Raw genomic sequence first — 26,039 nt, 5'->3', positions numbered from 1 at the left:
ACCTCGCCGCCACCGAGCGCGGCTGGCTGATCGTCCTCGACAACACCACCGAGCACACCCCCGAACAGCTGTGGCCCGTCACCAGCCGGGGCGGACGGGGCCGGGTCATCGCCACCACCCGCCACCGGGGCGCCGCCAGCACCGGCGGCGACCGGACGCTCATCGACGTCAGCACCTACTCCCCCGCCGAGTCGGCCGCCTACCTGGGTGAGCGGCTGGAGCGGGCGAAGTGCACCCGATTCCTCGACGCGCATGCGGAGGAGCTGGCCGAGGAACTGGGCCACCTGCCGCTCGCTCTGGCCCACGCCGCCGCCTACATGGTCAACACCCGCCGCAGCTGCGGCCGTTACCTCGAACTCTTCCGCGACCGATCGCGCAATCTGGACGCCGTCCTCCCAGCCCGCACCGGCGCCGACGGCTACCGGGGCCCGGTGACGGCGGCGCTACTCCTGGCCCTGGACGCGGCCACGCTGGAGCAACCGATCGGCCTCGCCGGGCCCGTCCTCCACCTGACCGCACTACTGGACCCGGCCGGCCATCCGGAACAACTGTGGAACACCGAGGCAGTGCTCCACCACCTCAGTGCTATTCACGGCAGGCCAGTCACGGCCAACGACGCGTTGGACGCGCTCGCGGTGTTGCACAACTACAGCCTGGTCACTCTGACGGATACCCCGAACCGCGAGGTGACCCTCCACGCGCTGACCGCCCGGGCCGCCCTCGATACCGGTCCTGATGCAGCACAAGCAGGCCTCGCGCTCGCCGATGCCCTGGTCGAACTGTGGCCAAGTGAGGATTACGGCCTGCAAGGCCTGGCCGCAACGCTCCGTGCCAACACCGACGTGCTCGCCGGACACCAGACCATCAACCTGATTCAACGGCCGCAGGGGATTCACATGCTTCTGTTCCGCTGCGGCACCAGCCTCGTCAATGCGGGTTTGTACGCCACAAGCATGGAGTACTGGGGCAATCTCGCTGCCGCAGGCGAGCGATTCCTGGGCATCAATCACCGTGACACTCTCAGTGCCCGCGGCAACCTCGCACAGTCCTGTTGGGAGGCCGGACGCACCGACGAGGCGATGAGCCTTCAAGAGCAGGTTCTTACCGACCTCCAGCGCCACTACGACTCTCACCACCCCGCCGTCGTTCTGGCCCGCAACAACCTCGCCGCCACGTACTCCGGCGCCGGACGCATCGAGGACGCCATCAGCCTCCAGGAACAGGTTCTTACCGACCTCCTATTCGTCCTTGGCACCGACCACCCTTACACCCTCATGGCGATCAATAACCTCGCCGCCAGCTATCTGGATACTGGACACATCGACAACGCTGTCAGGCTCCAGGAACAGGTCCTCGCCGACCGCCAACGCGTCCTCGGCACCGGCCATCCCCATACCCTGATGACGAGCAATAACCTTGGCATTGTCTATTGGCGTGCTGGACGCCTGGATCAAGCGACGACAATGCTCCGCCAGGCAGTAGAGGGTCTCGACCGTATTCTTGGACCGGACCATCCAGACACCATGCTGGCGAGGAAGAACATGCTCCTGGTCGCCCAACATCCTCAGCCCGACGCCGCCCACGACAGCAGCACCCGCAGCCCGTCGTCCGAGGCCGAGCCCGGGTCGGCGGTGTAGGTGACCAGCGCCTGTCCGGAGTCGTCGGCGGGCCGCAGCGTGTCGTAGGCGAGGTCGAGCGTGCCGGCGAGGGGGTGGCGGAAGGACTTCCGGCCGGAGGTCTTGTCGGCGACCGGGTGGTCGGCCCACATCTGGCGGAACTCCTCGCTGCCGAGGCAGAGTCGGCCGACCAGTTCGGCGAGCAGGGGGTCGTCGGGGCGGCGGCCGGCTTCGAGGTGGAGGAAGGCGACGTTCTCGCGTGCGCAGCCCGCCCAGTCGGCGTAGAGCTCGCGGGAGGCCGGGTCGAGGAAGGTGATGCGGGCGATGTTGCGGTCCTCGACGGGCAGGGCGCCGTAGTCGCCGAACAGGGCGACGGCGGCGCGGTTCCAGGCCAGGATGTCCATCCGGTGGCCCATCACCACGGCGGGGGTGTGGTGGAGCTGTTCCAGCAGGTGCAGCAGGGAGGGGCGCGGCTGCTGGCGGACGGCGGGGCGGCGGCGCGGCCTGGGCGTGGGGCGGGCGAGGCGGTGGAGGTGGCCGGACTCGTCGGGGGCGAGGCGCAGGGCGCGGGCGACGGCGTCGAGGACGGCGTCGGACGGGTTGCCGACGCGGCCCTGTTCGAGGCGGGTGTAGTAGTCGACGCTGACGCCGGCGAGGTGGGCGAGTTCCTCGCGGCGCAGTCCGGCGACGCGGCGGCGGCCGCCGTAGTCGGGGAGGTCGACGTCCTCGGGGCGCAGGCCGGCGCGGCGGGTGCGGAGGAATTCGCTCAGGGCGCTGCTCGGGTTCACGTCATGGATTCTCACCCGGACGGGTGCCGCCGTGCCTGGTCCTGCCAGGACCAGGCACGAAGAGGCACTCAGCCGGTCAGCGACGGGAACGCCGGGACGAGCCCGCCGTCGATCACGACGTCCTGACCGGTGATGTACGAGGAGCGCTCGGAGAGCAGGAAGGCGACCGTCTCCGCGACGTCCTCGGCGGTGCCCAGCCGGCCGAGCGGGACGTGGCGGCGGATCGGCTCGTGGTCGGCCGGGTCGGGGACGGCCGCGTGGAACATCTCGGTGACGATGTAGCCGGGGCTGACCGAGTTGACCCGGATGCCGCGCCCGGCCAGTTCGCTGGCGAGGGTGCGGGCGAGGCTGAGGACGGCGGCCTTGCTGGCGGCGTAGACGGCGGCGCCGGGCAGGCCGCGGTGCGGGGTCCAGGAGGCGTTGAGGACGACCGATCCGCCGCCGGCGGCGTCCAGCAGCGGCAGGGCGTGCTGGACGGTGAAGAACACGCCCTTGAGGTTGGTGGCGACGATCCGGTCGAACTCGGCCTCCGCCACCTCGCCGACCGGTTGGAAGCCGGCCACGCCCGCGTTGGCGAAGACCCCGTCGAGGCGGCCGTACCGCTCACCCACGGTGTCGGCCAGCCGGGCGAGGTCGGCGGGTACGGAGGCGTCGGCGCGGACGGTGAGCAGCCGGTCGCCGGCGTCGAGGCGGGCCGCGGCGCGGGCGAGCCGGTCCTCGTCGCGGCCGGTGATGACGACCCGGGCGCCGGTGCCGAGGAGGTGGCGGGCGGTGGCGAAGCCCATGCCGCTGGTGCCGCCGGTGACGAGGACGGCGGGGGCGGTGGGGGCGGTGGGGGCGGAGGAGATGTTGTTCATGGCGTCCACCCTCGGGACCGGCGCCGGGGCGGCACCAGGCCCGTTCCGACCGTGGGTCCCGGAGGACCACCCTCCGGGATTCACCTCTGGAGAACGGCTCCGGAAAACCGCCCTCCCGACCGGGAATCGGAGCGATCACCGGGTGGTTGGGCCAAGGCGACGGTCCACTACGGCACTCGCGAAGAAGGACTTCCCATGAAGATCGGCATCATCGGCGCGGGCAACATCGGCGGCAACCTGACGCGGCGGCTGACCGCGCTCGGACATGAGGTGGCGGTGGCGAACTCCCGCGGCCCGGAGACGCTCAAGGCGCTGGTCGACGAGACCGGGGCGACGGCGGTGACGGTCCCCGAGGCCGCCCGCGGGGCACAGGTGGTGGTGGTGACGGTGCCGCTGAAGAACGTGCCGGACCTGCCCGCCGGGCTGCTGGACGGCGCCGCCGAGGGCGTCGCGGTGATCGACACCGGCAACTACTACCCGAAGGAGCGCGACGGCCGGATCGACGCGATCGAGGACGGCGGGCTCACCGAGAGCCGGTGGACGGAGCAGCACATCGGGCACCGGGTGGTGAAGGTGTTCAACGGCACCTACGCCCAGGACCTGCTGGAGCGTCCGCGCCCGGCGGGCGACCCGGAGCGGCTGGCCGTGCCGGTCGCCTCGGACGACGAGGCGGCCAAGCGGGTGGTCCGGACGCTGGTCGACGAGTTGGGCTTCGACACCGTGGACGCGGGCGGCATCGACGAGTCCTGGCGCCAGCAGCCGGCCACCCCGGTCTACGGGCTGCGCGCCGGTGTCGAGGCGGTCACCCGGGCGCTCGCGGAGGCGTCTCCGGAGCGCCCGGCGGCCCACAAGGCCTGACCCCGCCGAAGGAGGCGGAGCCGGCAGCTCAGCGGAGCCGGCGCGCCCCCTCCGCCGGGACGGCGGTGAGGGTGCGCGGCTCCGCGTACCCGGCCGCGCGGAACGCGGCGGTGACCTCGGCGGCGACGTGTCCGGCCGCGTCCGCGTCCACCAGGGCGATGACCGAGCCACCGAAGCCGCCGCCGGTCATCCGCGCGCCGTGGGCGCCGGCGGCCACGGCGGCCTCGACGGCGAGGTCGGTCTCCGGGCAGGAGACCCGGTAGTCGTCGCGCAGCGAGGCGTGTCCGGCGGTGAGGATCGGGCCGAGCGCGGCGGGGTCGCCGGCGTCCAGACGGGCGACGGCGGCCTCCACCCGGGCGTTCTCGGTGACCACGTGCCGCACCAACGGAACCAGCTCCGAAGGGAGTTGGGCGAGCGCGTCGGCCAGCCCGGACGGCTGGAGCGAGCGCAGCGCGGGCAGCCCGAGCAGGGCGGCGGCCCGTTCGCAGCCGGCCCGCAGCGCGGCGTAGGCGCCGTCGCCGAGGTCGTGCTTCACCCGGGTGTCCAGGACCAGCAGGGCCAGGCCCGCTCCCGCCAGGTCGACGGGCACCTGACGCATCGTCAGATCCCGGCTGTCCAGGAACAGCGCGGCCCCGGGGCGGCAGCACATCGAGGCCATCTGGTCCATGATCCCGCAGGGCACGCCGACGAAGGCGTTCTCGGCCCGCTGTGCGAGCACCGCCAGTTCGGCGGCCGAAAGGCCCAGCCCGTACAGGTCGTTGTAGGCCGTGGCGACGGCGCACTCCAGTGCGGCGGAGGAGGACAGCCCGGCGCCGCTGGGCACGTCGCTGTCCAGCCGGAGGTCCGCCCCGCCGACCGGGTACCCGGCCTCGCGCAGCGCCCAGACCACCCCGGCCGGGTAGCCGGCCCAGCCGGGCACGGAGCCCGGCGCGAGGTCGTCGACCGGGAGCGCGACGAGTTCCCGGCCCTGCGCGGACCAGAGCCGCAGCTGTCCGTCCCCGCTGCGGGCGGCCTGGGCGCGGACGGTCTGCGGCAGGGCGATCGGGAGGACGAACCCGAGGTTGTAGTCGGTGTGTTCGCCGATCAGGTTCACCCGGCCGGGGGCGGCCCACTCCCCCTCGAACGGACGGCCGTACAGCTGCGCGAAGTCGTTCATGCGGTGGCCTCCCGCAGCCGGCGGGCCGCGTGCTCGGGGGTGACGTCGTTGACGAAGGCGTCCATGCCGGACTCCACCCCGGCCAGGTACTTGAGCTTGTCGGCGGTGCGGCGGATGGTGAACAGCTCCAGGTGCAGGGCGAGTTCGTCCCGCTGTCCGGCGGGGGCCTGGTGCCAGGCGGAGATGTACGGGGTGCGGCCGGTGCCGAAGAGCCGGTCGAAGCGGCGCAGCAACTCCAGGTAGAGGGTGGGGAATTCGTCCCGCTGGTCGGCGTCCAGCGCGGTCAGGTCGGGCACCCGGCGGTGCGGGTACAGGTGCACCTCGTACGGCCAGCGGGCGGCGAAGGGGACGAAGGCCGTCCAGTGCGTCCCGGCGAGGACGACGCGCTCGCCGTGGGCGCGTTCGGCGGCGAGCAGGTCGTCGAAGAGGTTGCGGCCGGCGGTGGCGCGGTGGTCGGCGGCGCGGGCGGCCATCCGGGCGGTGCGCGGCGCGGTGAAGGGCAGGGCGTAGATCTGGCCGTGCGGGTGGGCGAGGGTGACGCCGATCTCGGCGCCCCGGTTCTCGAAGCAGTAGACCTGCCGCACGCCGGGCAGGGCGGAGAGTTCGGCGGTGCGGTCGGTCCAGGCGTCCAGGACCAGCCGGGCCCGCTCGGGGGTGAGGTCGGCGAAGGAGGCCTCATGGTCGGCGGTGAAGCAGACCACCTCGCAGCGCCCGGCGCCGGGGCCGCTGGTCCACAGGCCCTCGGCGGCCCGGACGGGCTCCGCGGGCGGGCCGGCCAGCGAGGGGAAGCGGTTCTCGAAGACGGCCACCTGGTAGTCCGCGGCCGGGATCTCGCTGTGCCGCCCGTCCCGGGACGGGCAGAGCGGGCACTCCTCGGGCGGCGGCTGGTAGGTGCGCGCCTGGCGGTGGGCCGCGATGGTGACCCAGTCGCCGGTGGCCGGGTCGAGCCGGACCTCGGAGCCGGGGGTCTGCGGGTCGAGCGGCCGCTCGTCCACGGCGCCGCGGCGGGCGGCCGTGCCGCCGTCGCAGGCCGTGCCACCAGCGCAGGCCGTACCGCCGTCGCAGGCGGCGTCGCCGGCGCAGGCCGCGCCGCTGTCGTAGTAGATCAGTTGCCGACCGTCCGCGAGGGCGGTCACGGTCCTGACGGTGGGCTGGGTCAGGGACGTCCCGGGCATGGCCCTTCTTCCTCTGAGCTCTGAGTGGAACACCGGAATCAACAGAAAGCTACAATCTCAAACATTATCCACCAGGACCACGCACCGGACGTGGTCGAAGGAGGCCTCCCGATGGCTGACAGCGCCCAACCGCTCGCCGGACAGCGCCGCGTGCTGATCCTGGAGCGGATCCGCGCGCGCGGCGGGGTCCGGGTCACCGAACTGGTCCGCGACCTCGGGGTCTCGGACATGACGGTCCGGCGCGACCTGGACGCGCTGGCCCGCCGCGGCCTGGTGCACAAGGTGCACGGCGGCGCGGTCCGGGTCGAGGCGCCGGCCACCGGCGAGCCCGGGTTCGAGGCCAAGGCGCACTGGGAGCTGCCCGCCAAGGAGGCGATCGCCCGGGCCGCCGCCGCGCTCGTACCGCCGGGCTCGGCGGTCGGGCTGGCCAGCGGGACGACCACCTACGCGGTCGCCCGGCGGCTGCGCGCGGTCGAGGGCCTCACCGTGGTGACCAACTCGCTGCGGATCGCCGAGCTGCTGGAACAGCCCGCCGAGGACGGCACCCCGTCCACCGCCACGGTGATCCGCACCGGCGGTGTGCGGACCCCCTCGGACGCGCTGGTCGGGCCGGTGGCCGACCAGGCGATCCGCTCCCTGCACGTCAACCTGCTGGTCCTGGGCTGCCACGGCCTCTCCCCCGAGGCCGGGCTGACCACCCCGAACCTGGCCGAGGCGGAGACCAACCGCGCCTTCCTCCGCTCGGCCCGCCGGGTGGTCGTGGTGGCCGACCACACCAAGTGGAACGCGGTCGGCCTGGCCTCCTTCGCCGACCTGGACCAGCTGGACGTCCTGGTCACCGACGACGCCCTGCCCGCCGAGCAGCGGGCGGCCGCCGCCGGACTGGTCGGCGAGCTGATCGTGGCCGCGACGGCGGACCACACGGGCCGAACCGGCTGACGGATCCGAAGGATTCAGCCGGGCCGGCCCGAACTCCCCCGCACCACCAGCTCGGTGGGCAGTTCCAGCCCCTCCCCCGCCGCCGCCTCCCCGCGCACCTGGTCCAGCAGCCGGCCGACCAGCGCCGTGGCGATCGCCCGCAGCGGCAGCCGGACCGAGGTCAGCGCGGGGTGGAGGTGGCGGCAGAGCGGCGTGTCGTGGAACCCGGTGACGGCCACCCCGCCGAGCCCGACCACCAGCCCCTCCGCCCGGACCGCCTCGTACACGTCCAGCGCCAGCAGGTCGCTGCCGGCCGCGAAGGCGGTGGGCCGGTCGGGCCCGCGCAGCAGCGCCCGTACGGAGGCCACCACGGAACCCGCGGCCGCCGTACCGGAACTCCCCGCCCCGGAAGCCCCCACCGCCACCGCGGACAGGCCCAACCGGCGTGCCTCGGCCAGGAACCCGGCCCGCCGCGCCGCCATCCAGGGCAGCTCCTCGGCGGCCCCGAGGTAGCCGATCCGGCGGTGGCCGAGCGCCGCGAGGTGCCGCACCACCTCGGCCATCGCCGCCTCGTTGCCGATGTCCACCCAGCGCTGGGGCTCGCCGGGCCCGGTCCGGCCGAAGCTGGCGAACGGGACGCCGAGCCGGGCCGCGTGGGCGATCCGGACGTCCTCGTGCAGGACGTCCGCCAGCACCAGTCCGTCCACCTGACGGGCCGCCACCAGTTCGTCGATGGCGGCCACCGGGTCGGCCGCGCCCTGCCCCGGCCGGAACAGCAGCACCCGCTGCCCCGCCGCCCCGGCCGCGTCGACCAGGGCCTCCAGGAAGCCGGCCATCAGCGGGTTGGGGTCGAGCGGGTCGTCCACCGGGGCGAGGTAGCCGAGGGTGCGCCGGGCGCCGCTGCGCAGCGAGCGGGCCGACTGGTCTGGCTGGTAACCGAGTTCGCGGATCGCCGCGTTCACCCGGTCCAGCGTCTCCGGGCGGACCCGCCGCGGCGCGTTGAGCGCGTTGGAGACGGTCTGCCGGGAGACCCCGGCCGCCCGGGCGACCTCCTCGATCGTGGTGGCGCCGCGGCGCGGCCGGTGCGGTCCCTCGGGCATGCGGTTCTCCAGACGTGGTCGGGTACGCGGAGCGGGCCGGGGCCCGGGAGCCGGCCGGCGGCCCCCGGAGGCGGTCAGCGACGCAGGGTCAGCAGCCCGCCGCGCGGCACCGGGATCACGTCCGCCCGGTCCAGCTCGACCTCGCCCTGCCGGACGATACGCCCCCGGGCGTCCTGCACCGTCACCGCCACCTGCCCGCGGCCGCCGGTGAGCCGGACGTCCGGGTCGGCGTCGGCGTTGGCCACCAGCAGGGTGCGCCAGTCGTCGCCGGAGGCGTCCACCGGCAGCGCGGCGTAGCGGGCCACGGCCACCGTGCCGGTGTCGGTACCGGCGCCGGTGCCGCGCGCGGTGACCATCGGGTAGCCGAGGTCCGGGCGGGCCGGGAGCAGCTCGCCGAGCTGGAGGGTGTCGGCGTGCTCGCGGAAGACGCCGAGCCAGAAGGCGATCGCCTCGCGCTGCCCCTCGCTCTGGGTGGCGAGGTCGACGGAGATCTGCGGCACCGAGAACAGCACGTTGATCAGGTGGCAGGCGACCTGCTCGGCCGGCTCCTCCCGGTGCCACATCAGCATGTCGGCGTGGACCGGGACGGGCCCGGCGGCCAGCCGCACGTCGATGGTCCGCTGCCGGTTCTCCTGCGGGCTGAGCGGGCAGTCGGTGGCGCGGATCATGGTGGCGTACGGCCACAGGCCGGGGCTGACGTACGGCTGGCGGTGCTCGATCATCGCCTCCGGGTTCGCGGCGGTGATGCGGCCGCGGATCGCGGCGAGCAGCCGCTCCACGCCCTCGTCCACGCTCGCGCAGTCCGCGCCGGGGCGGGCCGGCGGGGCGTCGTCGCGCTCCGCGGCCCGGGCGAACCAGTCGACGAAGTCCACCTTGAGGCCGTCCATGCCCCACTCCTCGACGGCCCGGACGAGCCGGTCGGTGAGGAAGGCCCGGACCTCGGGGTGGCGCGGGTCGGCGACGATCGCGCCCATGTGGGCGGCGTCGGCCAGCGCGAGGTGGCCGATCTCCCGGTACGCGGCGCTGTCCTTGCCGATGAACGGCAGCGCGTACCAGAGCATGTAGCGCACCCCGAGCTCGTGCACCCGCCGGACGTGGGCGGCGGTGTCGGGCAGCGAGACCGGCTCCCAGTCGCCGCAGTGGGCGTAGCCGCGGGTGCGGTCGGCGGTCATCCAGCCGTCGTCCACGATGATCACGTCCAGGCCCAGCTCCTTGCCGAGCGCGGCCTGGGTCTCGACGCCCTTGGGGGTGATGTCCTGGTGCATCGAGTACCAGGTGGAGTACGCGGGACGGCGGGCAGCCTCCGGGATGTCGGCCGTACGGCCCTCGCCCCACCAGGCGGCCAGGTCGGCCAGGGCGCGCCCGAAGTGCCGGCGCGAGGTGTCGATCCGGACGGTGAGCCGGTCGGTGGCCTGGGCCCAGAACCGGAACTCGCCGGTCTCCTCGACCACTCCGGCCCCGGCCAGCACGTCCGGGCGGTCGGCCGCGAAGGCGCTCAGGGCGACGTCGCCGGTGCCGACCAGCGCGGCGATCGGCGCGCCGTTGGCCAGCGAGGTGCGGCGCGGGGCGCTCCAGGCGGCGGGCAGCCAGCCGGTGCCGCGCGGCTCGGGGGTCCAGAGGGCGGTGGCGTCGACGCAGGGCACCCGCCACTCGATCCGGACCTCGCCCGGGCCCTCGGCCGTCACCTCCACCACGCCGTCGGCGACGCCCCGGGCCGTGCCCGTGCCGCTCACCCGCAGGTCCAGCCCGTCGGCGTACAGCGGACGCAGGCCGCCGGCGGCGGTGGGGGCGTGCGGCTCCCAGACGTCGGCCGCGGCCGCGCCGGCCGTCGTCCCGCTCGTACCGGCCGTGGCGCCGGCCGTGCTCACGGTCGTGCCGGTGTCGTTCGTCTCGGTCATGGTCAGCCCTTCGTGGCGCCGGCCAGCAGGCCGGATATGAACTGCCGCTGCAGGACCAGGAAGAGGACCATCATCGGCAGGGTGGACAGCGCGGTGCCGGAGAGGATCGCGCCGTAGTCGGTGTTGGACTTGTTGCCGTGCAGCGTCGCCAGGGCGACCGGCAGGGTGTGCATCTCGGGGCTGCGCAGGGCGATCAGCGGCCAGACGAACTGGTTCCAGGAGCCCAGGAAGAGGAAGATCGACAGGGCCGCCAGCACCGGCCGCATGACCGGCACCACCACGCTGAACAGCACCCGGAGTTCGCCCGCGCCGTCGACCCGGGCGGCGTCCAGGAGCTCGTCCGGCAGGCTGCTCAGCGACTGCCGCATCAGGAAGATGGCGAACGGCACGCACAGGCCCGGCAGGATCAGCGCCTGGTAGGTGTCCAGCAGACCGAAGTCCGTCATCATCTTGAACAGCGGTACCAGCACGACCTGTTCGGGCACCACGAGGGTGGAGAGCAGCAGCGCGAAGAGCAGGGTGCGGCCGCGGAAGCGGAACTTGGCGAAGGCGTAGCCCGCGAGCAGCGCCACGACCAGGGCGCCCAGGGTCTGGACCCCCGCCACCAGCAGGGAGTTGCCGACCACCCGGAGCAGGCCGATCTTCTGTTCCAGGTGGCTCAGGTTCTCGCCGAGGCTCCCGCCGGGCAGCAGCTTCGGCGGCCAGTCGAAGACCTCGGTGTCCTTGCGGGTGGCGGAGACCACCAGCCAGTAGAAGGGGGCGATCGACAGCCCGGTGACGCCGGCCAGGAAGAAGGTCAGCGGCCAGCCGCGCAGTTTCTTGAGGTTCACTTGTCCTTCTCCCCCATCAGGCGCATCTGGACGGCGCCGAGCACCGAGACGAGCAGGGTGAGCGCGTAGGCGATGGCGGAGGCGTAGCCGAAGTCGAAGTACCGGAAGCCGTTCTGGTACAGGTACATGGAGACGGTCAGGGTGGCGTTGTCCGGCCCGCCGCCGGTCAGCACGTACGGCTCGTCGAAGAGCTGGAGCGTGCCGATGGTCGAGAGCACGACGGTGAACAGCAGCACCGGGCGCAGCGCGGGGACGGTGATCGAGGTGAAGCGGCGGATCGGGCCGGCCCCGTCGACCATCGCGGCCTCGTACAACTCCCTTGGTATGGACTGGAGTCCGGCGAGGTAGATGACGGCGTTGTAGCCGGTGTAGTGCCAGGTGAGCACCACGACGACGGCCATCCGGGCCCAGACGGGCTGGCCCAGCCAGTCGACGGAGGGCAGGCCGACGGCGTTCAGCAGCCAGTTGACGGCGCCGTCGTCGGCCTTGAGCAGGTAGGCGAACATCACGCCGGTGGCGACCAGGCCGGTGACCGAGGGCATGAAGACGCCGAGCCGCCACACCGTACGCCAGCGCACCAGCGCGGAGTTGATGCCGACGGCCATCAGCAGGGCCAGGCCGAGCATCAGCGGGACCTGGACGACGAGGATCTCGCCGGTGTTGCGCAGCGCCGTCCAGAACAGCGGATCGTCCAGCAGGCGCCGGTAGTTGGCGAGGCCTGCGTCGCGGGTGGCGGCGCCGGAGCCGGTGGTGAAGGAGAGCAGCAGCGAGTCGATGACCGGGTAGGCCTTGAACACGCCGAAGGTGAGCAGGGCGGGGGCGAGCAGCAGGTACGGCACGGCGCCGCGGCGCCAGCGGGCGCGGCGGAGCCGGCCGGAGCGGCCGGGCCCCGCGGATCCCTTGGACCCCTGTGACCCCTCGGGCCCCTTGGCGAGGGCGGCGGGCGGGCTGGCGGCACTCATGCGATACCGCGTCCCGTCTGCTGGGCGAGCTGCTTGGCGGCGTCCTGGAGGACGGCGGCCGGGTCGGCGCCCTTGAGGAAGACCTTGGTCTGGGCGTCGCTGACGAGCTTGAGGGCGCGGGCGTAGTCGCCGGAGTAGTTGGTCGGGTCCCCGCCCTCGACGGCGAGGTCGGTGAAGGTCTTGAGCACCGGCTGGCCGCCGTAGAAGGCGCTGGGGGCGGCGTACATCGGGTCGGTGTAGGCCTCGGTGAGGGCCGGGAAGACGCCGCCCGCGTTGAACATCGTGTTGACCGAGGCGGCGCGGGTGAGCGCGTACTCGACGAACTTCCAGGCGGCGCGGCGGCGCGGGCTGGAGGCGGCGACGGCCAGGTGGGTGGAGTTGACCAGGGCGGTGCGCTTGCCGCCGGGGGTGACCGCCGGGGGCTTGGTGAGGCGCCAGTTGCCGCTCTGGTCGGGGAACTTCTTCTCCAGGTAGTGCGCGACCCAGGTGGGCATCGCGGCCGCCCCGAGCTTGCCGGTCTTCATCACCGGCGGCCAGCTCTGGACACCGGGGGTGTCGCCGATCAGCCCGGCCTCGTCCAGCCGCTTGATGATCGTCAGGGCCCGCACGGCCGGCTCCGAGGCGACGGTGATCTTGCCCTGGAGGTCGAAGTAGAAGGCGCCCTGGAGCTGCATCAGGCCCTGGAGGAAGTCCAGGTCGGGGGTGGGGTTGGCGGCCCGGTTGACACCGATCAGGGCGATGCCGGGGTTGGCGGCCTTGAAGCGGTCGGCGACGGCGAGCAGGTCGTCCCAGGTGGCGAAGGCCTCGGGGTCGATGCCCGCCTTGTCGAAGTAGTCCTTGCGGTAGAAGAAGCCGAGCGCGTTGACCTCCCAGGGCAGCGCGTAGGCGTGGCCGTCCTTGCCGGTGACGACCGGCCACAGGCCCTTGGCGAACCTGTCCTTGTACGCGTCGGCGCCGAGCGCGGAGAGGTCGGCCAGGCCGCCGGGGAACTTCTCCTGGTAGCCGGGCAGGTAGTCACAGCCGATGTGCAGGACGTCGCCGAGGCCCTGGCCGCCGGCCGCCAGGCCGACGGTGATCTTGTCCCAGATGGCGGGCTCGCCGATGTCCTGGACGTCGACCTTGATCCCCGGGTTGTCCTTCTCGAAGGCCGGGACGATGCCGCGCAGGGCGTCGGCGGCGGTGGCCCAGGACCAGACGGTGATCGTGCCGGTGTCGGCGCCCCCGCCGGCGGCGCCTCCCGAGCCGGAGCCGCCGCCGCAGGCCGCGAGGGAGCCGCCGGCCGCGACGGCCAGCAGGCCGGCTCCGGAGGCGCGGAGAAGGTCGCGTCGGGAAAGGTGTGACATTGCATTCCTCTCGGTGGGGTGGCGCCGGAAGGCTGTGGTGCGAAGGGGGTGGTGCGAGGGGTGGCGCGAGGGGGTGCTGAGCGCAGGCGGGGGTTGCTTGGCTGTTTTGAACGTTCAAACACACAAAACAAACCAGAACCAAACAGGTTCCAACGAGCGGACACAGCAAACGCCCGCCCTCCCCGTGCCGTCAAGACCTGGAGAGGGGAACGACGGGCTCCGCAACCGTTCCGTTATCAGCCGGTGGCCCGACCCGGCGGGCTGGCCCCGGATCGGTTTCCGGCCAGATTTGTCATGCATCCATCCACTTTCGACCGGCCCCGCCACCCCGCCGACTAGGGTCGCTCCAGCTTCGCGGCACGGCGCCGTACGGCCATCGCGCGGCGCTCCGCGGACCCGTCGATTGGACTGGTGAGTAGTGAACATCAAGCATCGCCACGTGCCCGGTCGTTCATGGACGGCGACGGTCCGGGGCCGGCTCGCCGCCACGGTGGGGGTGGTCACCCTGCTCGTGGCCGTCCTCACCGGCACGGCCGCCGGCACGGCCACCGCGGCACCGGCGGCGGCACCGGTCGCCGCCGCCCAGGCCTCCCCCGGCTGGGTCTGTCCCGGCACACCCATACCGGACGGCTACGTGATCACCCAGCGCCAGCCGAGCGGGTGCAACAAGGCCGGGGCCTGGTACATCCAGCCCGTGCAGAACGGCATCTGGACCTGCGCCACCTCGCCGATTCCCCCCGGCTACGTGATCACCCTCCACAACGCCACCGGCTGCAGCGGCATCGACTACTGGTACCTGGAAGTGCCTCGCGACGGCCAGTACACCTGCGCGGGCTCACCGATCCCGCCCGGGTACGTGCTCACCGGCCACATGAACTCCGGCTGCGGCAACATCGGCTCGTGGTACCAGCAACTGGCCCGCGTCGGCGAGTACATGTGCCCCTACCAGCCCGTTCCGGCCGGCTTCCGCGCCGGCACCTACAACGCGAGCATGTGCAGCGGCCTCGGGGGCTGGTACCTGCTCGCGGCCTGATCCGACCGTCCCCGGCGGGCAGCGCGCAGCGCCGAGCGCCCGGTGCCCGCCGGGGGTCCGACCGTCCCGCGTCCCGGCCGCCCGTCAGCCGCTCACCCGGACTCAGTCTTCCGCCGACGGCAGCTCCCCGTCGGCGCCGGGGAACCGCGTCCCCGGGGTGACCGGGATCCCGCGCGACATGGCTTCGAAGTCCAGGATCGGGTGGGTCAGGATCTCCTCGACCTCGTCGGTCAGGAGGTTGCCCAGGATGAACTCCTCCTCGGCCCCCGACCCGAAGGTGACGACCTGTCCGCTCGACTGGATCATCCAGTTGAGCAGCTCCCGCTCGCTGCTCTCCGCGAGGTGGATCTCCCGGCCGGGGTGGTCGCGCCGGATGCCGTCCACGACCTCGCGGACGTCCTCGACCGCCACCCCGAGCCGGCGGACCGTGTCCGGCGACGCCCGTCGGCCCCACCACTGGAAGATCACCCACTGGGCGACCGAGGGGTGCGACATGATCTCGGCCGCGAGCTCCGGCAGTTGGTGGAGGTTCTCGGCACTCGCCACGGTGTGCACCCGCACCCGGTCGAAGCCCTCGGCGTCGCACAGCGCGAGGGATTCCAGCAGCGCGTCCAGCAGCTTGCTGTCCGGACTGCGACGGAACGCCCGCTGCACGTCCGCGGTGACGGCGTCCAGCGGCAGCCGCAGCGAGGACAGCCCCCGGAGCCGGGCGAGCTTCTCGGCGGTGAGCGTGTAGCCGGTGGTGTCGAGGCCGACCTTGAGCCCGGCGGCGATGGCATGGTCGACGACGTCGAAGATCGGCGGCCACAGCAGCGGGTCGCCGCCGGCCAGGACCAGGTCGGTCGTCCCGTGCGCGGCCAGCTTCCCGATGATCCGGTCCGCCTGGGCGAGGTCGATCTGCTCGGCGGCGAACGGGTTGTAGCAGCCCTGGCAGGACATCGGACAGCGGTTGTTGATCGACCAGTTGACCCGCCGCACGCGCCGGCCCGTACGCGGCCGGTCGGCCCGGCCGCGGATCCCGGCCACCAGCTGGGCCAGGCGCCGGGCCTGCGGGAGGGTGGCGTCCGCGAGCAGTTCCTCGGCCCGTTCGACGGCGGCCGCGGTGGCGTTGTTCTGGAGCAGCAGGAACGCCAGGCGCCACCGCATGGCCTCGTCGGCCGGGTCCCGGACCAGGGCCTGTTCGACCCGTGAGGTCAGGGCGCCGAGGTAGCCGGGGTTGAAGTGGGATGGTTCCAGGCGCCGTTGGAAGTCGTCGGCGATCGACCCGCGCTCCAGGGCCCGGTCGTAGCCGGCCCGCAACGGGTGCGGGGGCAGGATCTCCACGTGCTGCCGAGTGGACATGGGATGTTCTCCGGTGGGGGTCAGTTCGAGGCGGACGGCAGCAGGACGACCATCGAGTCGGCGGACGGCAGCCCCATGCTCTCGACGAAGACCGCGTCGCGGACGCGCTGCGCGACGGCGGGGTGGGTGGGGGCGTCGAGGTAGCGGGCGGTGGATTCGAGCGGGGTCAGGCCCCGTTCGGCGATCAGGGTGCGCAGGGCCCGCGGGAGGTTGTCGAGGTCGTCGCGTATCCCGGCCAGGTCGAACCGGTCGGCCAGCCGCGTCGCGGCCCTGCGGGCCTTGGCCAGGTTGGTCGGCGGATCCTGGACGGTCGCCTTCGCCAGGTAGTAGGGGACGGGCTGCATCATCCAGGCCAGCGCCGCGCGCGGGTCGTCCTCGTGGCCGGGCAGGTCGAAGGCCTCCGGCCCGAGCCCGAGGCCGTCGCAGAACCACTCGGGCCGCATGCTGATCCGGTAGTGGGCGTGGCCGGCCAGCCGGAACGCCGGAAGCCGGGCGATGACGGACGTCGTCTCGATCCCGAAGGCGTCGGAGATCCGCCGCATCCGCCGCCCCACCACGGCCCGGACCTCCGGCACGGGCGCGTCCTCGGCCACGAGGTGGATCAGGTCGAGGTTGGAGACGACGTCTCCGTCCGGCCCGGTGCGGTGGTCGCCGCGGGCGAGTGAACCGGTCGCCGCCACCGACATGCCGGTGACGTCGGCGAACTCACGGGCCAACTCCTGGAACAGCAGGGGGACGTCTTCGGGTCTCACGTGGCTCCTCGGGTGTCGGCGGCGACGGCGAGGAAGAGAGCTTCACGCGCTCTTCCAAGTCCTTTTACATCGTGGAGAGTTCGTATTCAGGCGCGCAGCCTAACAGCGGCTCGCCACAAATGGTCACGTTCGCACCAACTGCCTCATGCGATATGACCGATACGCCGACAGAATCATTCATATCCGGTCAATCGAAGGCCACTCGACGCACGTAGACCGGGAACGGGTCGGGCCCGACGAACGCGACGGCCCCCACCGCGCCGAAGTGGTACAGCCGGTGGCCGATCTCCCCGGCGGACCGAGGGCCGAACCGGCTGTTGAGGTCGGCGGCCTGGTCGGCGTCCAACGCGAGCAGGGCGAGTCCGGCCCGGAGGACGTCGAGGGCGTCGAAGAGGCTGTCGAAGACGGTGGGCTTGGTGAGGCCCACGATCTCGACACTCACGGAGAAGGGGAACCCGTCACTCACCGCGAGTCTCCGATTCGAGCGGTCGACGGCGTGGCATCGGCGACGGACTTGCATTGACGGGGCAGCCGACAGGAGTACTTCTCCAACGTTCCGGGCATGGCAGGGCCTCCTCCGGGTGGGGCGGGGAAAGGGTGCGACCCAAGGGCGGCGGATGGCAAAGGGATGCCCGAGCGATGAGCCACCAGGATCACGCTTTGTAGAGCAATGCACTACGCCAGGTAGCATGACCCTTGCGACTGTGATCTCGCAACCCGGAACATCAATTCGCATATGCTCTTTGGAATCTGACGTGACGAATCCCCATCCGTCACGCCAGACTGTGGAGCAACAACTGAGCGCGATGAGGGGAGGCCGGAGCGTGACCGCGATGCCCACGGTGCGCCGCCGGATGCTGGGTTCAGAGCTCCGAAAGATCCGGGAGGGCCTGCGCCTCACGGTTGACGGAGTGGCAGCACGACTCGGCTGGCACCAGTCCAAGGTCAGCCGACTGGAGAACGGCCGCTACGGCGTGCGCGCGAACGAAGTCGGGATACTTCTCGACGTCTACCAGGTCACCGACCCGGAAGCCCGCGAGGCGCTCGCGACGCTGGCACGCGAGGGCAAGCGTCGGGTGTGGTGGCAGCCGTACTCGGATGTGATCTCGAAGCACTACGCCTCGTTCATCAGCTTCGAGGCGGAGGCTGTGGCAATCCGGAACTTCGAATCGTCGTTGATCCCTGGGCTGCTCCAGACCGCCGACTACGCACGGGCGGTGACTCGAAAGCTCCAACCCGAGGGGACAGCCGAGGAGGTCAATGCCCTGGTCGACGTCCGATTGGCGCGCCAGAACGCCACGCTACGGCGAGAGGACCCACTCAAGCTCTGGGCGATCGTGGATGAAGCCGCACTCCGGCGGGTCGTTGGCAGCAAGGCCATCATGGCAAAACAGCTTCAGCAGCTCATCGCTGCTTCCAAGGAACCGAACGTGACCTTGCAGGTCGTGCCATTCGAGGCTGGCGCGCATCCCGGTGTACTCGGCTCCTTCGTGATCCTGGAGTTCCCTGTCCGGAACGATCTCGATGTGGTGTACACCGAAGCTCTGAGCAGTAGCCTCTACCTCGAACGAGATGACGATGTAACAGCCTATGACCAGGCCTTTAATCGGCTTCGGGCAGCCGCCCTCGACGTAGGGCCAACGCGGCGGCTCGTCACACAGATTGCGAAGGAACTCGAATGATCGACCCGGGTCGGGACAACCTGAAGCACGCCGCTTGGCGCAAGAGCAAGTTCAGTGGCAACCAAGGCAACTGCATCGAGGTCGCCGACGGCTTCACCGGCACCGTTCCCATCCGGGACTCCAAGGACCCTAACGGCCCGGCACTCGTCTTCCAGGCTGCCGCATGGTCCGCCTTCGTCACCGCCCTCAAAGCCGGCGAAATCCCCAACACCTGAACACACTTGCGCGAGAAGTCGACCCAACCGACTTCTCGCGCAACCGATCAGCCAGGACGCCGCCCGCCGCACGACTGACCAGAGCAACAGCCGGCGGGTCCTGCTCCGGCATGACCCGCCCCGGTGCGGCCCGGCCGATTCAGGGGGCCGCCGGCGGGGCGAGGTCCTTCGTCATGAAGACCCTGCTGGTGCCCGGCGGGTCGCACGGGACGTCGCCCAGGCGTCGCCAGCCGTGCTTCGCGTAGAACCCGGGCGCCTGGAAGCTGATCGTGTACAGCACCGCCGTGCGGCAGCCGCGTGCGCGGGCCTCGTTCTCGGCCCGGCGCAGGATCTCGCTGCCCAGGCCGCCACCGCGCAGCTCGCGCGGCAGGAAGAACAGGTCGAGGAAGAACAGCCCGAGTGAGGTGCGACCGGTCAGACCGCCGATCACCCGGCCGGTCCGGGAGTCGCGCACCAGGACGGCCAGCGGGCGGCGGTCGTCGATGGCGGTCGTGTCGGTGTTGAACCGGTCCAGGGCATCGGAGACGAGCGATACGTCGGTGGGCTCCGGGGCATCGGTGACCGTGAGGCCGATGCCGGGCCAGGGGTTCGGTGGGGTGCTGTCGGTGGCGGGCATGAGGTTCCCAGGGCGGTCGGCGGAAGGGGTACGGGCGGAGGACGCGGTGGCCTCGGCCGGTACGGGACGATAGGGCGCGGACGCTTCGGCCCATCCCGAATCGAGACCGACGACAATCGAAGGCATGGACGATCAGCGCGAGAGCCGGGACGTCGGTGTGGACCTGGCCGTCGTGGCCAGGCTGCTGGCCGACGGCACCAGGGCGGACTTCTGTCTGGCCCTGCTGGACGGCCGGGCCTGGACGGCCAAGGAACTGGCCCGCCACGCCGGTGTCGCGGCCTCGTCCGCGACCGAGCACCTGAACGTGCTCGTACGCGGCGGACTCCTCGTCGAGGAACGGCACGGGCGCCACCGCTACCTGCGAATGGCCGATCCGCGCGTGATGGCCCTGATCGAGAGCCTCGCCGCGCTCGCGCCGCACCGCGCCCCCGGACCGCGTTCGCTGTCGGGCTCGGGGCGGCAGCGGGCCCTGGCCCGGGCCCGGCTGTGCTACGACCATCTGGCCGGGGAACTGGGCCTGGCCGTCACCGACTCGATGGCCGATCGCGGCCTGCTGGGCTGGGGAGCCGATCCGTCGCTCACCGTCAAGGGGGCGGCCTGGCTCGGAGACCTGGGCATCGCACTGCCCGACGCCTCCCGCAGGCCGCTGGTACGCGCCTGTCTGGACTGGACCGAACGGCGCCCGCACCTGGGCGGGGCCGTCGGCGCCGCCGTCTGCGGGCACGCCCTGGCCGCGGGGTGGCTGACCCGGATCGGAACCACCCGCGCCCTCGCCGTCACGGATCTGGGCAGACGTGAACTGCGCGAGCACCTCGGACTGCCCGCGACCACGGACATGCCGTCCCGGGACCAGCAGGCGGACTAGCCTCCCCGGGACGCTCGGGGCCGGGCGCGAACGGGGCCCGCGCGAGGAGTCGGCCGGGCCGACTTCTCGCGCTCCCGGCCGCGCGGCGCTACGGGAGCACCGGGCGCAGGACCTCGGCCACCCGGGCCTTGACCACCTCACCGTGGACGAGCGGGACGGGCCGGCCCCCGCGCTCAACCGAAACACCGAGGTCCGCCAGCACGTACAGGGCGCGCAGGGTGCGCACCGTGTTGGAGGCCCAGACCGGCATCGGCCCGCGCTCGTACGGGGCGAGGGCCTCGGCGATCGGCGACAGCCAGGCGGTCGACCGCTCCGGTGTCAGGTCGGGGCGGGTGAGGACGAGGGCCACGGCCTTGGCGAGCCGGTCGTCCTCCCGCTCCGCGAACAGGTACTCCGTCGGGGCCAGCAAACGCTCGGCGGCGAGCGCGAGCAGCGGTTCGGGGTCGACCTCGGGCCGCAGGCCGAAGGCCCCCAGCAGGTCCGCGCCGTGCGCCACCGCGTGCAGCCACCCGAGCGCGTCGTCACGGCCCCGCAGGTCGGCCTCCGCGCGGTACCAGCCGGCGAACGCGTCGAGCCACGACGGCCTGAGCACCCCCTGACCCACGATCATCTTCAGGACGAGCGGGGCGAACGTCCTGGCCTCGATCCGCGGATCGCTGAAGCGCTCCGCCATCAGGTCCCCGAGCGCCAGGCACCCCTCACCGTCGATCACCCCGCCCCGTATCCAGGCGTCCAGCACCGCGTACGGGTAACCGTCCCTGACCTCCGGGTCCGGATCCCCCAGAGCCACCGCCAACTCCGCGGTCAGTTCGTCCAGCCCGCGCCCCGGGGGAAGTTCGCAGTCGTTCTCGTAGATCTCACGCCAGTTCGTCACGCGCGGACCCTACCGGCGGCCGCCGAGCCCTTTCACCTGCATTTTTGCCCTCGCCGGCAAGGCCCCGACCGGTTGGATTCGATCAACACCCGCCCGAAAAGGATCATCACTCCGATAAAATCGAGTCCGTCGAGCACAGGGACGACAAGCGGCTGGACCTGTCCAACGACGCGAACAGGTTCACCGCCTCGGTCGTGATGGGCGATCCCGGTACGGCGCCAGATACCCTGCACCTGACCGTCGTCGCCCCCTGCGTCCCGCGCGGCGCCGGCCCGGGGGCCTCCGCGAGCGGCTGACGGCGAAATTCGCCTGGTTCCGCGTGGGAAGTCAGCCGGGCCGACTTCCCACGCGGCCGCCGTCCGCCGTCAGCGGCCGACCTCGCGCAGGCGGAAGTCCTCGACCGTCTCGCGCCGGATCAGCAGGCGGGCCCGGCCGTCCTTCACCGCGACCACGGCCGGGCGGCCGACCAGGTTGTAGCCGGACGCCATGGACAGCTGGTAGGCGCCGGCCGCCGGCATCGCCAGCAGGTCGCCGGGGCGCAGGTCCGCGGGCAGTGCGGCGTCGCGGACGAGCACGTCCCCGGCCTCGCAGTGGCGGCCGACCACGTCGACCCGCGTCTCCCCCGCCTCCGAGCGGCGGCCGACCAGCCGCACCGTGTACGGCGATCCGTACAGGGCCGGGCGCGGGTTGTCGCTCATGCCGCCGTCCACCGCGACGAAGCAGCGGCCGTCCGCCGTGTGCTTGACGGACAGCACCCGGTAGACCGCCACGGCGGCCGGTCCGGCGATCGCGCGGCCGGGTTCGACGATCAGCCGGGGCACGTCCAGGTCGGCCTCGGCGCAGCGCACCGCCAGCCGGTCGGTGACCTGGACGGCGAACTCGGCGAGGTCCAACTCCTCGTCCCCGGGCAGGTACCTGATGCCGTGGCCGCCGCCGAGGTCCAGTTCGGGCAGTTCGACGCCGTGCCGGTCCCGGGTCTCGGCGAGCAGCCGCACCACCGCGTCCACCGCCTCCAGGTACGGCTCGACCGAGGTGATCTGCGAGCCCAGGTGGCAGTGCAGGCCCGCCAGTTCGAGCCCCGGCTGGTCGAGCACCCGGGCGATCGCGTCGGCCGCGTCGCCGCCCTCGACGGGGAAGCCGAACTTCTGCCCGCCGACCCCGGTCCGCACCGCCGCGTGGTGTCCGGCGGCGATCCCCGGGACGATCCGGACCAGCACCTTCTGCGGCGTGTCGGCGGCCACCAGGGCGGCCAGCCGCGCGATCTCCGCCGGGCCGTCGATGACGATCCGCCCGACCCGCAGCCGCCGCGCCAGCCGCAGTTCCTCCGGGGACTTGGCGTTGCCGTGCAGCAGGATCCGCTGCGCCGGGAAGCCGGCCGAGACCGCCAGCCACAGCTCGCCCGACGAGCAGACGTCCAGGCCCAGCCCCTCCTGCTCCACCCAGTCGGCCATCGCGCTGCAGAGGAAGGCCTTGGCCGCGTACAGCACCTCGGCGTGCGGCAGCGCCCGCCGGTACGCCCGGGCCCGTCCCCGGACCTCGGCCTCGTCCAGCACGTACAGCGGGGTGCCGAACCGCTCGGCGGCCTCGGCCAGCCCGACCCCGCCGATCAGCAGATCGGCTCCCCGGCCGGGCCGCGCCGTGGCCGGCCAGGGGCCGCCGAGCACGTCGGCGGAGACGGCTCCAGGGGCGGTCCCGGGGGTGGTGGGGACGGGCGGGGCGATGAGCTGGGTCATGGCGGCTGCTCCTCTGGGTGGGCGCGTGGACGGCGGGACGCCCTGACGGGTGTCAGTCCTCGTAGTGCATCGCGAAGCGGCAGTTCGCCGGGCGGGTGCGGTCCCGGTCGGCGGCCGGGGACGGTTCCGGCGGCTCGGGGCGGTCCCGGCGCCAGGCGGCGGGCACGAGGCGGACCGTCCGCTCCAGCGGCTCGTCGACGTCGATGACGGCGGTGACAGTGGTCATGGCGGGGTCCCTCCAGACGACGGCCCGGGCGGCCGCACCCCTCCAGTGGAGACCCTCCGCACACCGACCGCACCCGCCCTTGACGCAGGGCGTACGGCCCGGGGCCCGTCCTTGACGCCTTCCTGACAGCGGTCCGGCGGTCGGCCGGCGGCGGTGTCAGAGCTCCGTCAAGGACGGGGGTTTCGCCGCCAATCCTGTGTCAAGAGCGGCATGTCCCCCGGTTCTCCGGTGGTGGGCTGTCCGCCGTCCCCGCAGCCCCACCCGAACCCGCCGCCCCCGACGAACCGGGGCGGCCCGGAAGGTCCCCCGAGACGATGCGCCGTTCGGCCCTCACCACCCCGGACAACACCCCCGACCAGCAGAACTGGTTCCGCCGCCCGGAGCGCACCGCGGCCCCCGCGCCCGAGCCGCCGCCGAGCCACCGGCCCACCTCGCCGGGCGGCCGCCGCCGGCTGATCACCCGCCGCCAGCTGGCCGAGGCGCTGCCCGCCGCCGTCCGCAAGCTCCACCCGCGCACCATGATGCGCAACCCGGTGATGCTGGTGGTGGAGACGGGCTCCGCGCTCACCACGATCAGCGCCGTCCTCCACCCGGGCGTCTTCGCCTGGGTGATCTCCTTCTGGCTCTGGCTGACCGTGCTGTTCGCCAACCTCGCCGAGGCCGTCGCGGAGAGCCGCGGCAAGGCGCAGGCCGAGTCCCTGCGCCGCGCCCAGTCCGCCACCACCGCCCGGCGGCTGCTGCACTGGCGGGTCGGCACCCGCGACCACCGCCACGAGGTCATCCCCGCCGAGCAGTTGATGGTGCACGACATCGTGCTCGTCCCGGCCGGCGAGGTGGTCCCGCGGGACGGCGAGGTGGTCGAGGGCGTCGCCACGGTCGACGAGTCGGCGATCACCGGGGAGTCGGCACCCGTCATCCGCGAGTCCGGCGGCGACCGCACCGGCGTCACCGGCGGCACCCGGGTGCTCTCCGACCACCTGGTCGTCCGGGTCACCTCCCGCCCCGGGCAGAGCTTCGTGGACCGGATGATCGCCCTGGTCGAGGGCGCCGACCGGCAGAAGACGCCGAACGAGATCGCGCTCAACATCCTGCTGGCATCCCTGACCATCGTCTTCCTGCTCTCGGTGGTCTCGCTCCAGCCGATGGCCGTCTACGCGCACGCGCCCCAGACCACCATCGTGCTGGTCGCGTTGATGGTCGCGCTGATCCCGACCACGATCGGCGCCCTGCTCTCCGCGATCGGCATCGCCGGGATGGACCGGCTGGTGCAGCGCAACGTGGTCGCCCTCTCCGGCCGGGCGGTGGAGGCCGCCGGGGACGTGGACGTGCTGCTGCTCGACAAGACCGGCACCATCACCCACGGCAACCGCCGGGCCGTCGCCCTGCACCCGCTGCCCGGGGCGACCACCGAACAGCTCGCCGAGGCAGCCCAGTTGGCCTCCGTCGCGGACGGGACACCGGAGGGGCGCTCACTGGTCGAACTGACGAACCGTCAGTACTGGGTGCCGCCGCGCTCCCCCGGCGAACTCGGCGAGCAGCAGCCCGTGCCGTTCACCGCCCACAGCCGGATGAGCGGCGTCGACCTCACCTGGCCGGACGGCACCACCTGCCTGGTCCGCAAGGGCGCGGCGAACGCCGTCGCCCGCTGGGTCGCGGACTCCGGCGGGCGGCTGCCGGCGGAGGCCGAGCCGCTGGTGGACCGGATCGCCGGGGCCGGCGGCACCCCGCTGCTGGTCGCCGTCCACGACCGGCACGGCGCACGGGCGTTGGGCGTGGTCGAGCTCAAGGACGTGGTGAAGGAGGGCATCGCCGAACGCTTCGCCGAGCTGCGGCGGATGGGCATCCGTACCGTCATGGTCACCGGGGACAACCCGCTGACCGCGCGCGCCATCGCCGCCGAGGCCGGGGTGGACGACTTCCTCGCCGAGGCCACCCCGGAGGACAAGCTCGCCCACCTGCGGCGCGAACAGGCCGCCGGGAACATGGTCGCGATGACCGGCGACGGCACCAACGACGCCCCCGCCCTCGCCCAGGCCGACGTCGGCGTCGCGATGAACTCCGGCACCCCGGCCGCCAAGGAGGCCGGCAACATGGTCGACCTCGACTCCAATCCGGCGAAGCTGATCGAGATCGTCCGGGTGGGCAAGCAACTCCTCATCACCCGGGGCGCGTTGACCACCTTCTCGATCACCAACGACGTGGCCAAGTTCTTCGCGATCATCCCCGCGATGTTCGCGAACGCCTACCCCGGGCTGCACCACCTCAACATCATGGAGCTGCACAGCCCCACCTCGGCGATCGCCTCCGCGATCATCTTCAACGCGCTGATCATCGTCGCCCTGATCCCGCTCGCCCTGCGCGGCGTGCGCTACCAGCCGGCCTCCGCGACCGACCTGCTCCGGCGCAACCTGCGGGTGTACGGACTGGGCGGGCTGGTGCTGCCGTTCCTCGGCATCAAGGCGATCGACCTGCTGGTCCAGTTCGTCCCGGGGCTGGGCTGAGCGATCGGCCGGGGGATCCCGACCGGCCCGTCAGAGCGCTGTCAAAATGTGGGCGACCCGCGTCATGGTGGTGTCAGCGGCGGTACGGACGGCTCCGTTCCGGGGTTCACTGGAGACATCCGAAGCAAGGAGTTCCGAACCGGCGGAGCCCGATGGAGAGAGCCGCCGGAGAGACGGAGGCGAACGGCCATGACCGGGACCACCCGAGTGATCGTCGGCCTGAGCGGATCACTGAGCAGTCTGGCCGCCCTCTACCACGCCGTCGGCGAGGCGGCCCGGCACCAGGCGGTGCTGGTGCCCGTGGCCGCCTGGGCCGCCAACGAGCGGGACGGCCTACGGCCGCTCTCCGAACTGGAGCACGCCGCCCGGCGACGCCTCGACGTCGCCTTCGACCAGGCCTACGGCGGCTACCCGTCCGACCTGGTCATCCACCCGCTGGTGGTCAACGCCGAGCCCGGCCCCGCCCTGGTCGGCGCCGTCACCGGCCCGGCGGACCTGCTCGTCCTCGGCGCCGCCACCCGCCGCCGCCTGGACCGCCTGCGGCACGGCTCGGTCGCCCGCCACTGCCGCCACCGGGCCGGCTGCCGGGTGGTCGAGGTCTCGCCCTCGGCCCTCCTCACCCGCCTCGAACTCCCGGCCCGCACCGGCGCGCCGCTCCCCCTGCTGGCCCGCTGACAGATCGTCACCGGCCTTCTGCTGA

Annotated in this window: 25 protein-coding genes; 9 read left to right on the top strand and 16 right to left on the bottom strand. The window is 72.7% G+C overall.

Features of this window, described 5'->3' with window-relative positions:
- Positions 1 to 1,637: tetratricopeptide repeat protein (locus ACFCY1_RS15195; protein WP_375874834.1), on the top strand; the 1,637-nt coding region annotated here is incomplete at its 5' end.
- Here ACFCY1_RS15195 and ACFCY1_RS15190 read toward each other — a convergent pair.
- Positions 1,565 to 2,404, bottom strand: a complete 840-nt coding sequence (locus tag ACFCY1_RS15190) for a helix-turn-helix domain-containing protein (RefSeq protein WP_241852881.1) — start codon at positions 2,402 to 2,404, stop codon at positions 1,565 to 1,567. The two genes, ACFCY1_RS15195 and ACFCY1_RS15190, sit on opposite strands and share 73 nt — an antisense overlap.
- A 68-nt stretch (positions 2,405 to 2,472) precedes the next feature.
- Positions 2,473 to 3,261 (bottom strand): SDR family NAD(P)-dependent oxidoreductase, encoded by a 789-nt coding sequence (locus ACFCY1_RS15185; RefSeq protein WP_375874833.1) that lies wholly within the window; start codon positions 3,259 to 3,261, stop codon positions 2,473 to 2,475.
- Positions 3,262 to 3,456: 195 nt separating this feature from the next.
- On the opposite strand from ACFCY1_RS15185, the gene ACFCY1_RS15180 reads away from it, so the two are divergent.
- Positions 3,457 to 4,119 carry an NADPH-dependent F420 reductase gene (locus ACFCY1_RS15180; RefSeq protein ID WP_375874832.1) on the top strand — a complete coding sequence of 221 codons (663 nt, stop codon included), beginning with the start codon at positions 3,457 to 3,459 and terminating at the stop codon, positions 4,117 to 4,119.
- Positions 4,120 to 4,147: 28 nt separating this feature from the next.
- Here ACFCY1_RS15180 and galK read toward each other — a convergent pair whose 3' ends face one another.
- Entirely contained in the window at positions 4,148 to 5,275 is a 1,128-nt protein-coding gene (gene galK / locus ACFCY1_RS15175; RefSeq protein WP_375874831.1) for a galactokinase, read from the bottom strand.
- Positions 5,272 to 6,450 (bottom strand): galactose-1-phosphate uridylyltransferase, encoded by a 1,179-nt coding sequence (gene galT, locus ACFCY1_RS15170; protein WP_375874830.1) that lies wholly within the window; start codon positions 6,448 to 6,450, stop codon positions 5,272 to 5,274. The genes galK and galT overlap by 4 nt, the downstream gene beginning before the upstream one ends.
- Before the next feature lie 111 nt (positions 6,451 to 6,561).
- On the opposite strand from galT, the gene ACFCY1_RS15165 reads away from it, so the two are divergent.
- A complete protein-coding gene (locus tag ACFCY1_RS15165) occupies positions 6,562 to 7,389 on the top strand; it encodes a DeoR/GlpR family DNA-binding transcription regulator (protein WP_375874829.1) in 828 nt (275 codons plus the stop codon).
- 14 nt (positions 7,390 to 7,403) lie between these two features.
- On the opposite strand, the gene ACFCY1_RS15160 is transcribed toward ACFCY1_RS15165, so the two are convergent.
- The 5 genes from ACFCY1_RS15160 to ACFCY1_RS15140 form a co-directional block, all read right to left on the bottom strand.
- Complete coding sequence (locus ACFCY1_RS15160; protein WP_375874828.1) at positions 7,404 to 8,468, bottom strand: LacI family DNA-binding transcriptional regulator; 1,065 nt, start codon at positions 8,466 to 8,468, stop codon at positions 7,404 to 7,406.
- Positions 8,469 to 8,542: 74 nt separating this feature from the next.
- Positions 8,543 to 10,366: a glycoside hydrolase family 36 protein gene (locus ACFCY1_RS15155; RefSeq protein ID WP_375874827.1), complete on the bottom strand. Its 1,824-nt coding sequence runs from the start codon at positions 10,364 to 10,366 to the stop codon at positions 8,543 to 8,545.
- Positions 10,367 to 10,368: 2 nt separating this feature from the next.
- A complete protein-coding gene (locus ACFCY1_RS15150) occupies positions 10,369 to 11,196 on the bottom strand; it encodes a carbohydrate ABC transporter permease (RefSeq protein WP_053111977.1) in 828 nt (275 codons plus the stop codon).
- On the bottom strand, positions 11,193 to 12,158 hold the full coding sequence (locus ACFCY1_RS15145; protein ID WP_375874826.1) for a carbohydrate ABC transporter permease: 966 nt from the start codon (positions 12,156 to 12,158) through the stop codon (positions 11,193 to 11,195). Before ACFCY1_RS15145 ends, ACFCY1_RS15150 begins: the two co-directional genes overlap by 4 nt.
- Positions 12,155 to 13,501: an extracellular solute-binding protein gene (locus ACFCY1_RS15140; protein WP_375874825.1), complete on the bottom strand. Its 1,347-nt coding sequence runs from the start codon at positions 13,499 to 13,501 to the stop codon at positions 12,155 to 12,157. The genes ACFCY1_RS15145 and ACFCY1_RS15140 overlap by 4 nt, the downstream gene beginning before the upstream one ends.
- Before the next feature lie 439 nt (positions 13,502 to 13,940).
- Between ACFCY1_RS15140 and ACFCY1_RS15135 the strand changes: the two genes are divergently transcribed.
- Positions 13,941 to 14,534, top strand: a complete 594-nt coding sequence (locus ACFCY1_RS15135) for a hypothetical protein (RefSeq protein WP_375874824.1) — start codon at positions 13,941 to 13,943, stop codon at positions 14,532 to 14,534.
- Positions 14,535 to 14,636: 102 nt separating this feature from the next.
- Here ACFCY1_RS15135 and ACFCY1_RS15130 read toward each other — a convergent pair whose 3' ends face one another.
- The 3 genes from ACFCY1_RS15130 to ACFCY1_RS15120 all read right to left on the bottom strand — a co-directional run bounded on the left by ACFCY1_RS15130 (position 14,637) and on the right by ACFCY1_RS15120 (position 17,069).
- Positions 14,637 to 15,875, bottom strand: coding sequence for a radical SAM protein (locus ACFCY1_RS15130; protein WP_375874823.1), 1,239 nt, complete (start codon positions 15,873 to 15,875; stop codon positions 14,637 to 14,639).
- A 20-nt stretch (positions 15,876 to 15,895) separates the two neighbouring features.
- Positions 15,896 to 16,627: a hypothetical protein gene (locus ACFCY1_RS15125; protein WP_375874822.1), complete on the bottom strand. Its 732-nt coding sequence runs from the start codon at positions 16,625 to 16,627 to the stop codon at positions 15,896 to 15,898.
- 187 nt (positions 16,628 to 16,814) lie between these two features.
- Positions 16,815 to 17,069 carry a hypothetical protein gene (locus tag ACFCY1_RS15120; protein WP_375874821.1) on the bottom strand — a complete coding sequence of 85 codons (255 nt, stop codon included), beginning with the start codon at positions 17,067 to 17,069 and terminating at the stop codon, positions 16,815 to 16,817.
- Between the two features lie 391 nt (positions 17,070 to 17,460).
- Here ACFCY1_RS15120 and ACFCY1_RS15115 point away from each other — a divergent pair, with 391 nt between their 5' ends.
- Complete coding sequence (locus ACFCY1_RS15115; protein ID WP_375874909.1) at positions 17,461 to 18,309, top strand: helix-turn-helix domain-containing protein; 849 nt, start codon at positions 17,461 to 17,463, stop codon at positions 18,307 to 18,309.
- Positions 18,306 to 18,524, top strand: coding sequence for a DUF397 domain-containing protein (locus tag ACFCY1_RS15110; protein ID WP_375874820.1), 219 nt, complete (start codon positions 18,306 to 18,308; stop codon positions 18,522 to 18,524). The genes ACFCY1_RS15115 and ACFCY1_RS15110 overlap by 4 nt, the downstream gene beginning before the upstream one ends.
- Positions 18,525 to 18,663: 139 nt before the next feature.
- On the opposite strand, the gene ACFCY1_RS15105 is transcribed toward ACFCY1_RS15110, so the two are convergent.
- The gene (locus ACFCY1_RS15105) at positions 18,664 to 19,140 is read right to left on the bottom strand and encodes a GNAT family N-acetyltransferase (RefSeq protein ID WP_375874819.1); all 477 of its coding nucleotides are present in this window, start codon (positions 19,138 to 19,140) and stop codon (positions 18,664 to 18,666) included.
- Between the two features lie 124 nt (positions 19,141 to 19,264).
- On the opposite strand from ACFCY1_RS15105, the gene ACFCY1_RS15100 reads away from it, so the two are divergent.
- The gene (locus tag ACFCY1_RS15100) at positions 19,265 to 20,005 is read left to right on the top strand and encodes an ArsR/SmtB family transcription factor (RefSeq protein ID WP_375874818.1); all 741 of its coding nucleotides are present in this window, start codon (positions 19,265 to 19,267) and stop codon (positions 20,003 to 20,005) included.
- 88 nt (positions 20,006 to 20,093) lie between these two features.
- Here ACFCY1_RS15100 and ACFCY1_RS15095 read toward each other — a convergent pair whose 3' ends face one another.
- From ACFCY1_RS15095 to ACFCY1_RS15085, 3 genes are all read right to left on the bottom strand, one after another.
- Positions 20,094 to 20,879 (bottom strand): DUF2785 domain-containing protein, encoded by a 786-nt coding sequence (locus tag ACFCY1_RS15095; protein WP_375874817.1) that lies wholly within the window; start codon positions 20,877 to 20,879, stop codon positions 20,094 to 20,096.
- Between the two features lie 365 nt (positions 20,880 to 21,244).
- A complete protein-coding gene (lysA, locus tag ACFCY1_RS15090) occupies positions 21,245 to 22,612 on the bottom strand; it encodes a diaminopimelate decarboxylase (RefSeq protein WP_375874816.1) in 1,368 nt (455 codons plus the stop codon).
- Positions 22,613 to 22,664: 52 nt separating this feature from the next.
- On the bottom strand, positions 22,665 to 22,838 hold the full coding sequence (locus ACFCY1_RS15085) for a hypothetical protein (protein ID WP_375874815.1): 174 nt from the start codon (positions 22,836 to 22,838) through the stop codon (positions 22,665 to 22,667).
- A gap of 314 nt (positions 22,839 to 23,152) precedes the next feature.
- Between ACFCY1_RS15085 and kdpB the strand changes: the two genes are divergently transcribed.
- Together kdpB and ACFCY1_RS15075 are read left to right on the top strand one after the other, a co-directional pair.
- Positions 23,153 to 25,339 (top strand): potassium-transporting ATPase subunit KdpB, encoded by a 2,187-nt coding sequence (gene kdpB / locus ACFCY1_RS15080; protein WP_375874814.1) that lies wholly within the window; start codon positions 23,153 to 23,155, stop codon positions 25,337 to 25,339.
- A gap of 189 nt (positions 25,340 to 25,528) precedes the next feature.
- Positions 25,529 to 26,014 carry a universal stress protein gene (locus ACFCY1_RS15075; RefSeq protein ID WP_049650056.1) on the top strand — a complete coding sequence of 162 codons (486 nt, stop codon included), beginning with the start codon at positions 25,529 to 25,531 and terminating at the stop codon, positions 26,012 to 26,014.
- The last annotated feature ends 25 nt before the right edge of the window (positions 26,015 to 26,039 follow it).

The organism is Kitasatospora sp. NPDC056273 (assembly GCF_042268845.1).
Taxonomy (GTDB): Bacteria; Actinomycetota; Actinomycetes; order Streptomycetales; family Streptomycetaceae; genus Kitasatospora.
This window is presented reverse-complemented; position numbering and strand designations above follow the sequence as displayed.

Coding starts and splice junctions, on each gene's coding strand:
- ACFCY1_RS15075 (WP_049650056.1), top strand. CDS start 25,529: ATGACCGGGACCACCCGAGTGATCGTCGGCCTGAGCGGATCACTGAGC.
- kdpB (WP_375874814.1), top strand. CDS start 23,153: ATGCGCCGTTCGGCCCTCACCACCCCGGACAACACCCCCGACCAGCAG.
- ACFCY1_RS15145 (WP_375874826.1), bottom strand. CDS start 12,158: ATGAGTGCCGCCAGCCCGCCCGCCGCCCTCGCCAAGGGGCCCGAGGGG.
- galK (WP_375874831.1), bottom strand. CDS start 5,275: ATGAACGACTTCGCGCAGCTGTACGGCCGTCCGTTCGAGGGGGAGTGG.
- ACFCY1_RS15140 (WP_375874825.1), bottom strand. CDS start 13,501: ATGTCACACCTTTCCCGACGCGACCTTCTCCGCGCCTCCGGAGCCGGC.
- ACFCY1_RS15185 (WP_375874833.1), bottom strand. CDS start 3,261: ATGAACAACATCTCCTCCGCCCCCACCGCCCCCACCGCCCCCGCCGTC.
- ACFCY1_RS15085 (WP_375874815.1), bottom strand. CDS start 22,838: ATGACCACTGTCACCGCCGTCATCGACGTCGACGAGCCGCTGGAGCGG.
- ACFCY1_RS15110 (WP_375874820.1), top strand. CDS start 18,306: ATGATCGACCCGGGTCGGGACAACCTGAAGCACGCCGCTTGGCGCAAG.
- galT (WP_375874830.1), bottom strand. CDS start 6,450: ATGCCCGGGACGTCCCTGACCCAGCCCACCGTCAGGACCGTGACCGCC.
- ACFCY1_RS15160 (WP_375874828.1), bottom strand. CDS start 8,468: ATGCCCGAGGGACCGCACCGGCCGCGCCGCGGCGCCACCACGATCGAG.
- ACFCY1_RS15130 (WP_375874823.1), bottom strand. CDS start 15,875: ATGTCCACTCGGCAGCACGTGGAGATCCTGCCCCCGCACCCGTTGCGG.
- ACFCY1_RS15100 (WP_375874818.1), top strand. CDS start 19,265: ATGGACGATCAGCGCGAGAGCCGGGACGTCGGTGTGGACCTGGCCGTC.
- ACFCY1_RS15115 (WP_375874909.1), top strand. CDS start 17,461: ATGCCCACGGTGCGCCGCCGGATGCTGGGTTCAGAGCTCCGAAAGATC.
- ACFCY1_RS15105 (WP_375874819.1), bottom strand. CDS start 19,140: ATGCCCGCCACCGACAGCACCCCACCGAACCCCTGGCCCGGCATCGGC.
- ACFCY1_RS15155 (WP_375874827.1), bottom strand. CDS start 10,366: ATGACCGAGACGAACGACACCGGCACGACCGTGAGCACGGCCGGCGCC.
- ACFCY1_RS15180 (WP_375874832.1), top strand. CDS start 3,457: ATGAAGATCGGCATCATCGGCGCGGGCAACATCGGCGGCAACCTGACG.
- ACFCY1_RS15165 (WP_375874829.1), top strand. CDS start 6,562: ATGGCTGACAGCGCCCAACCGCTCGCCGGACAGCGCCGCGTGCTGATC.
- lysA (WP_375874816.1), bottom strand. CDS start 22,612: ATGACCCAGCTCATCGCCCCGCCCGTCCCCACCACCCCCGGGACCGCC.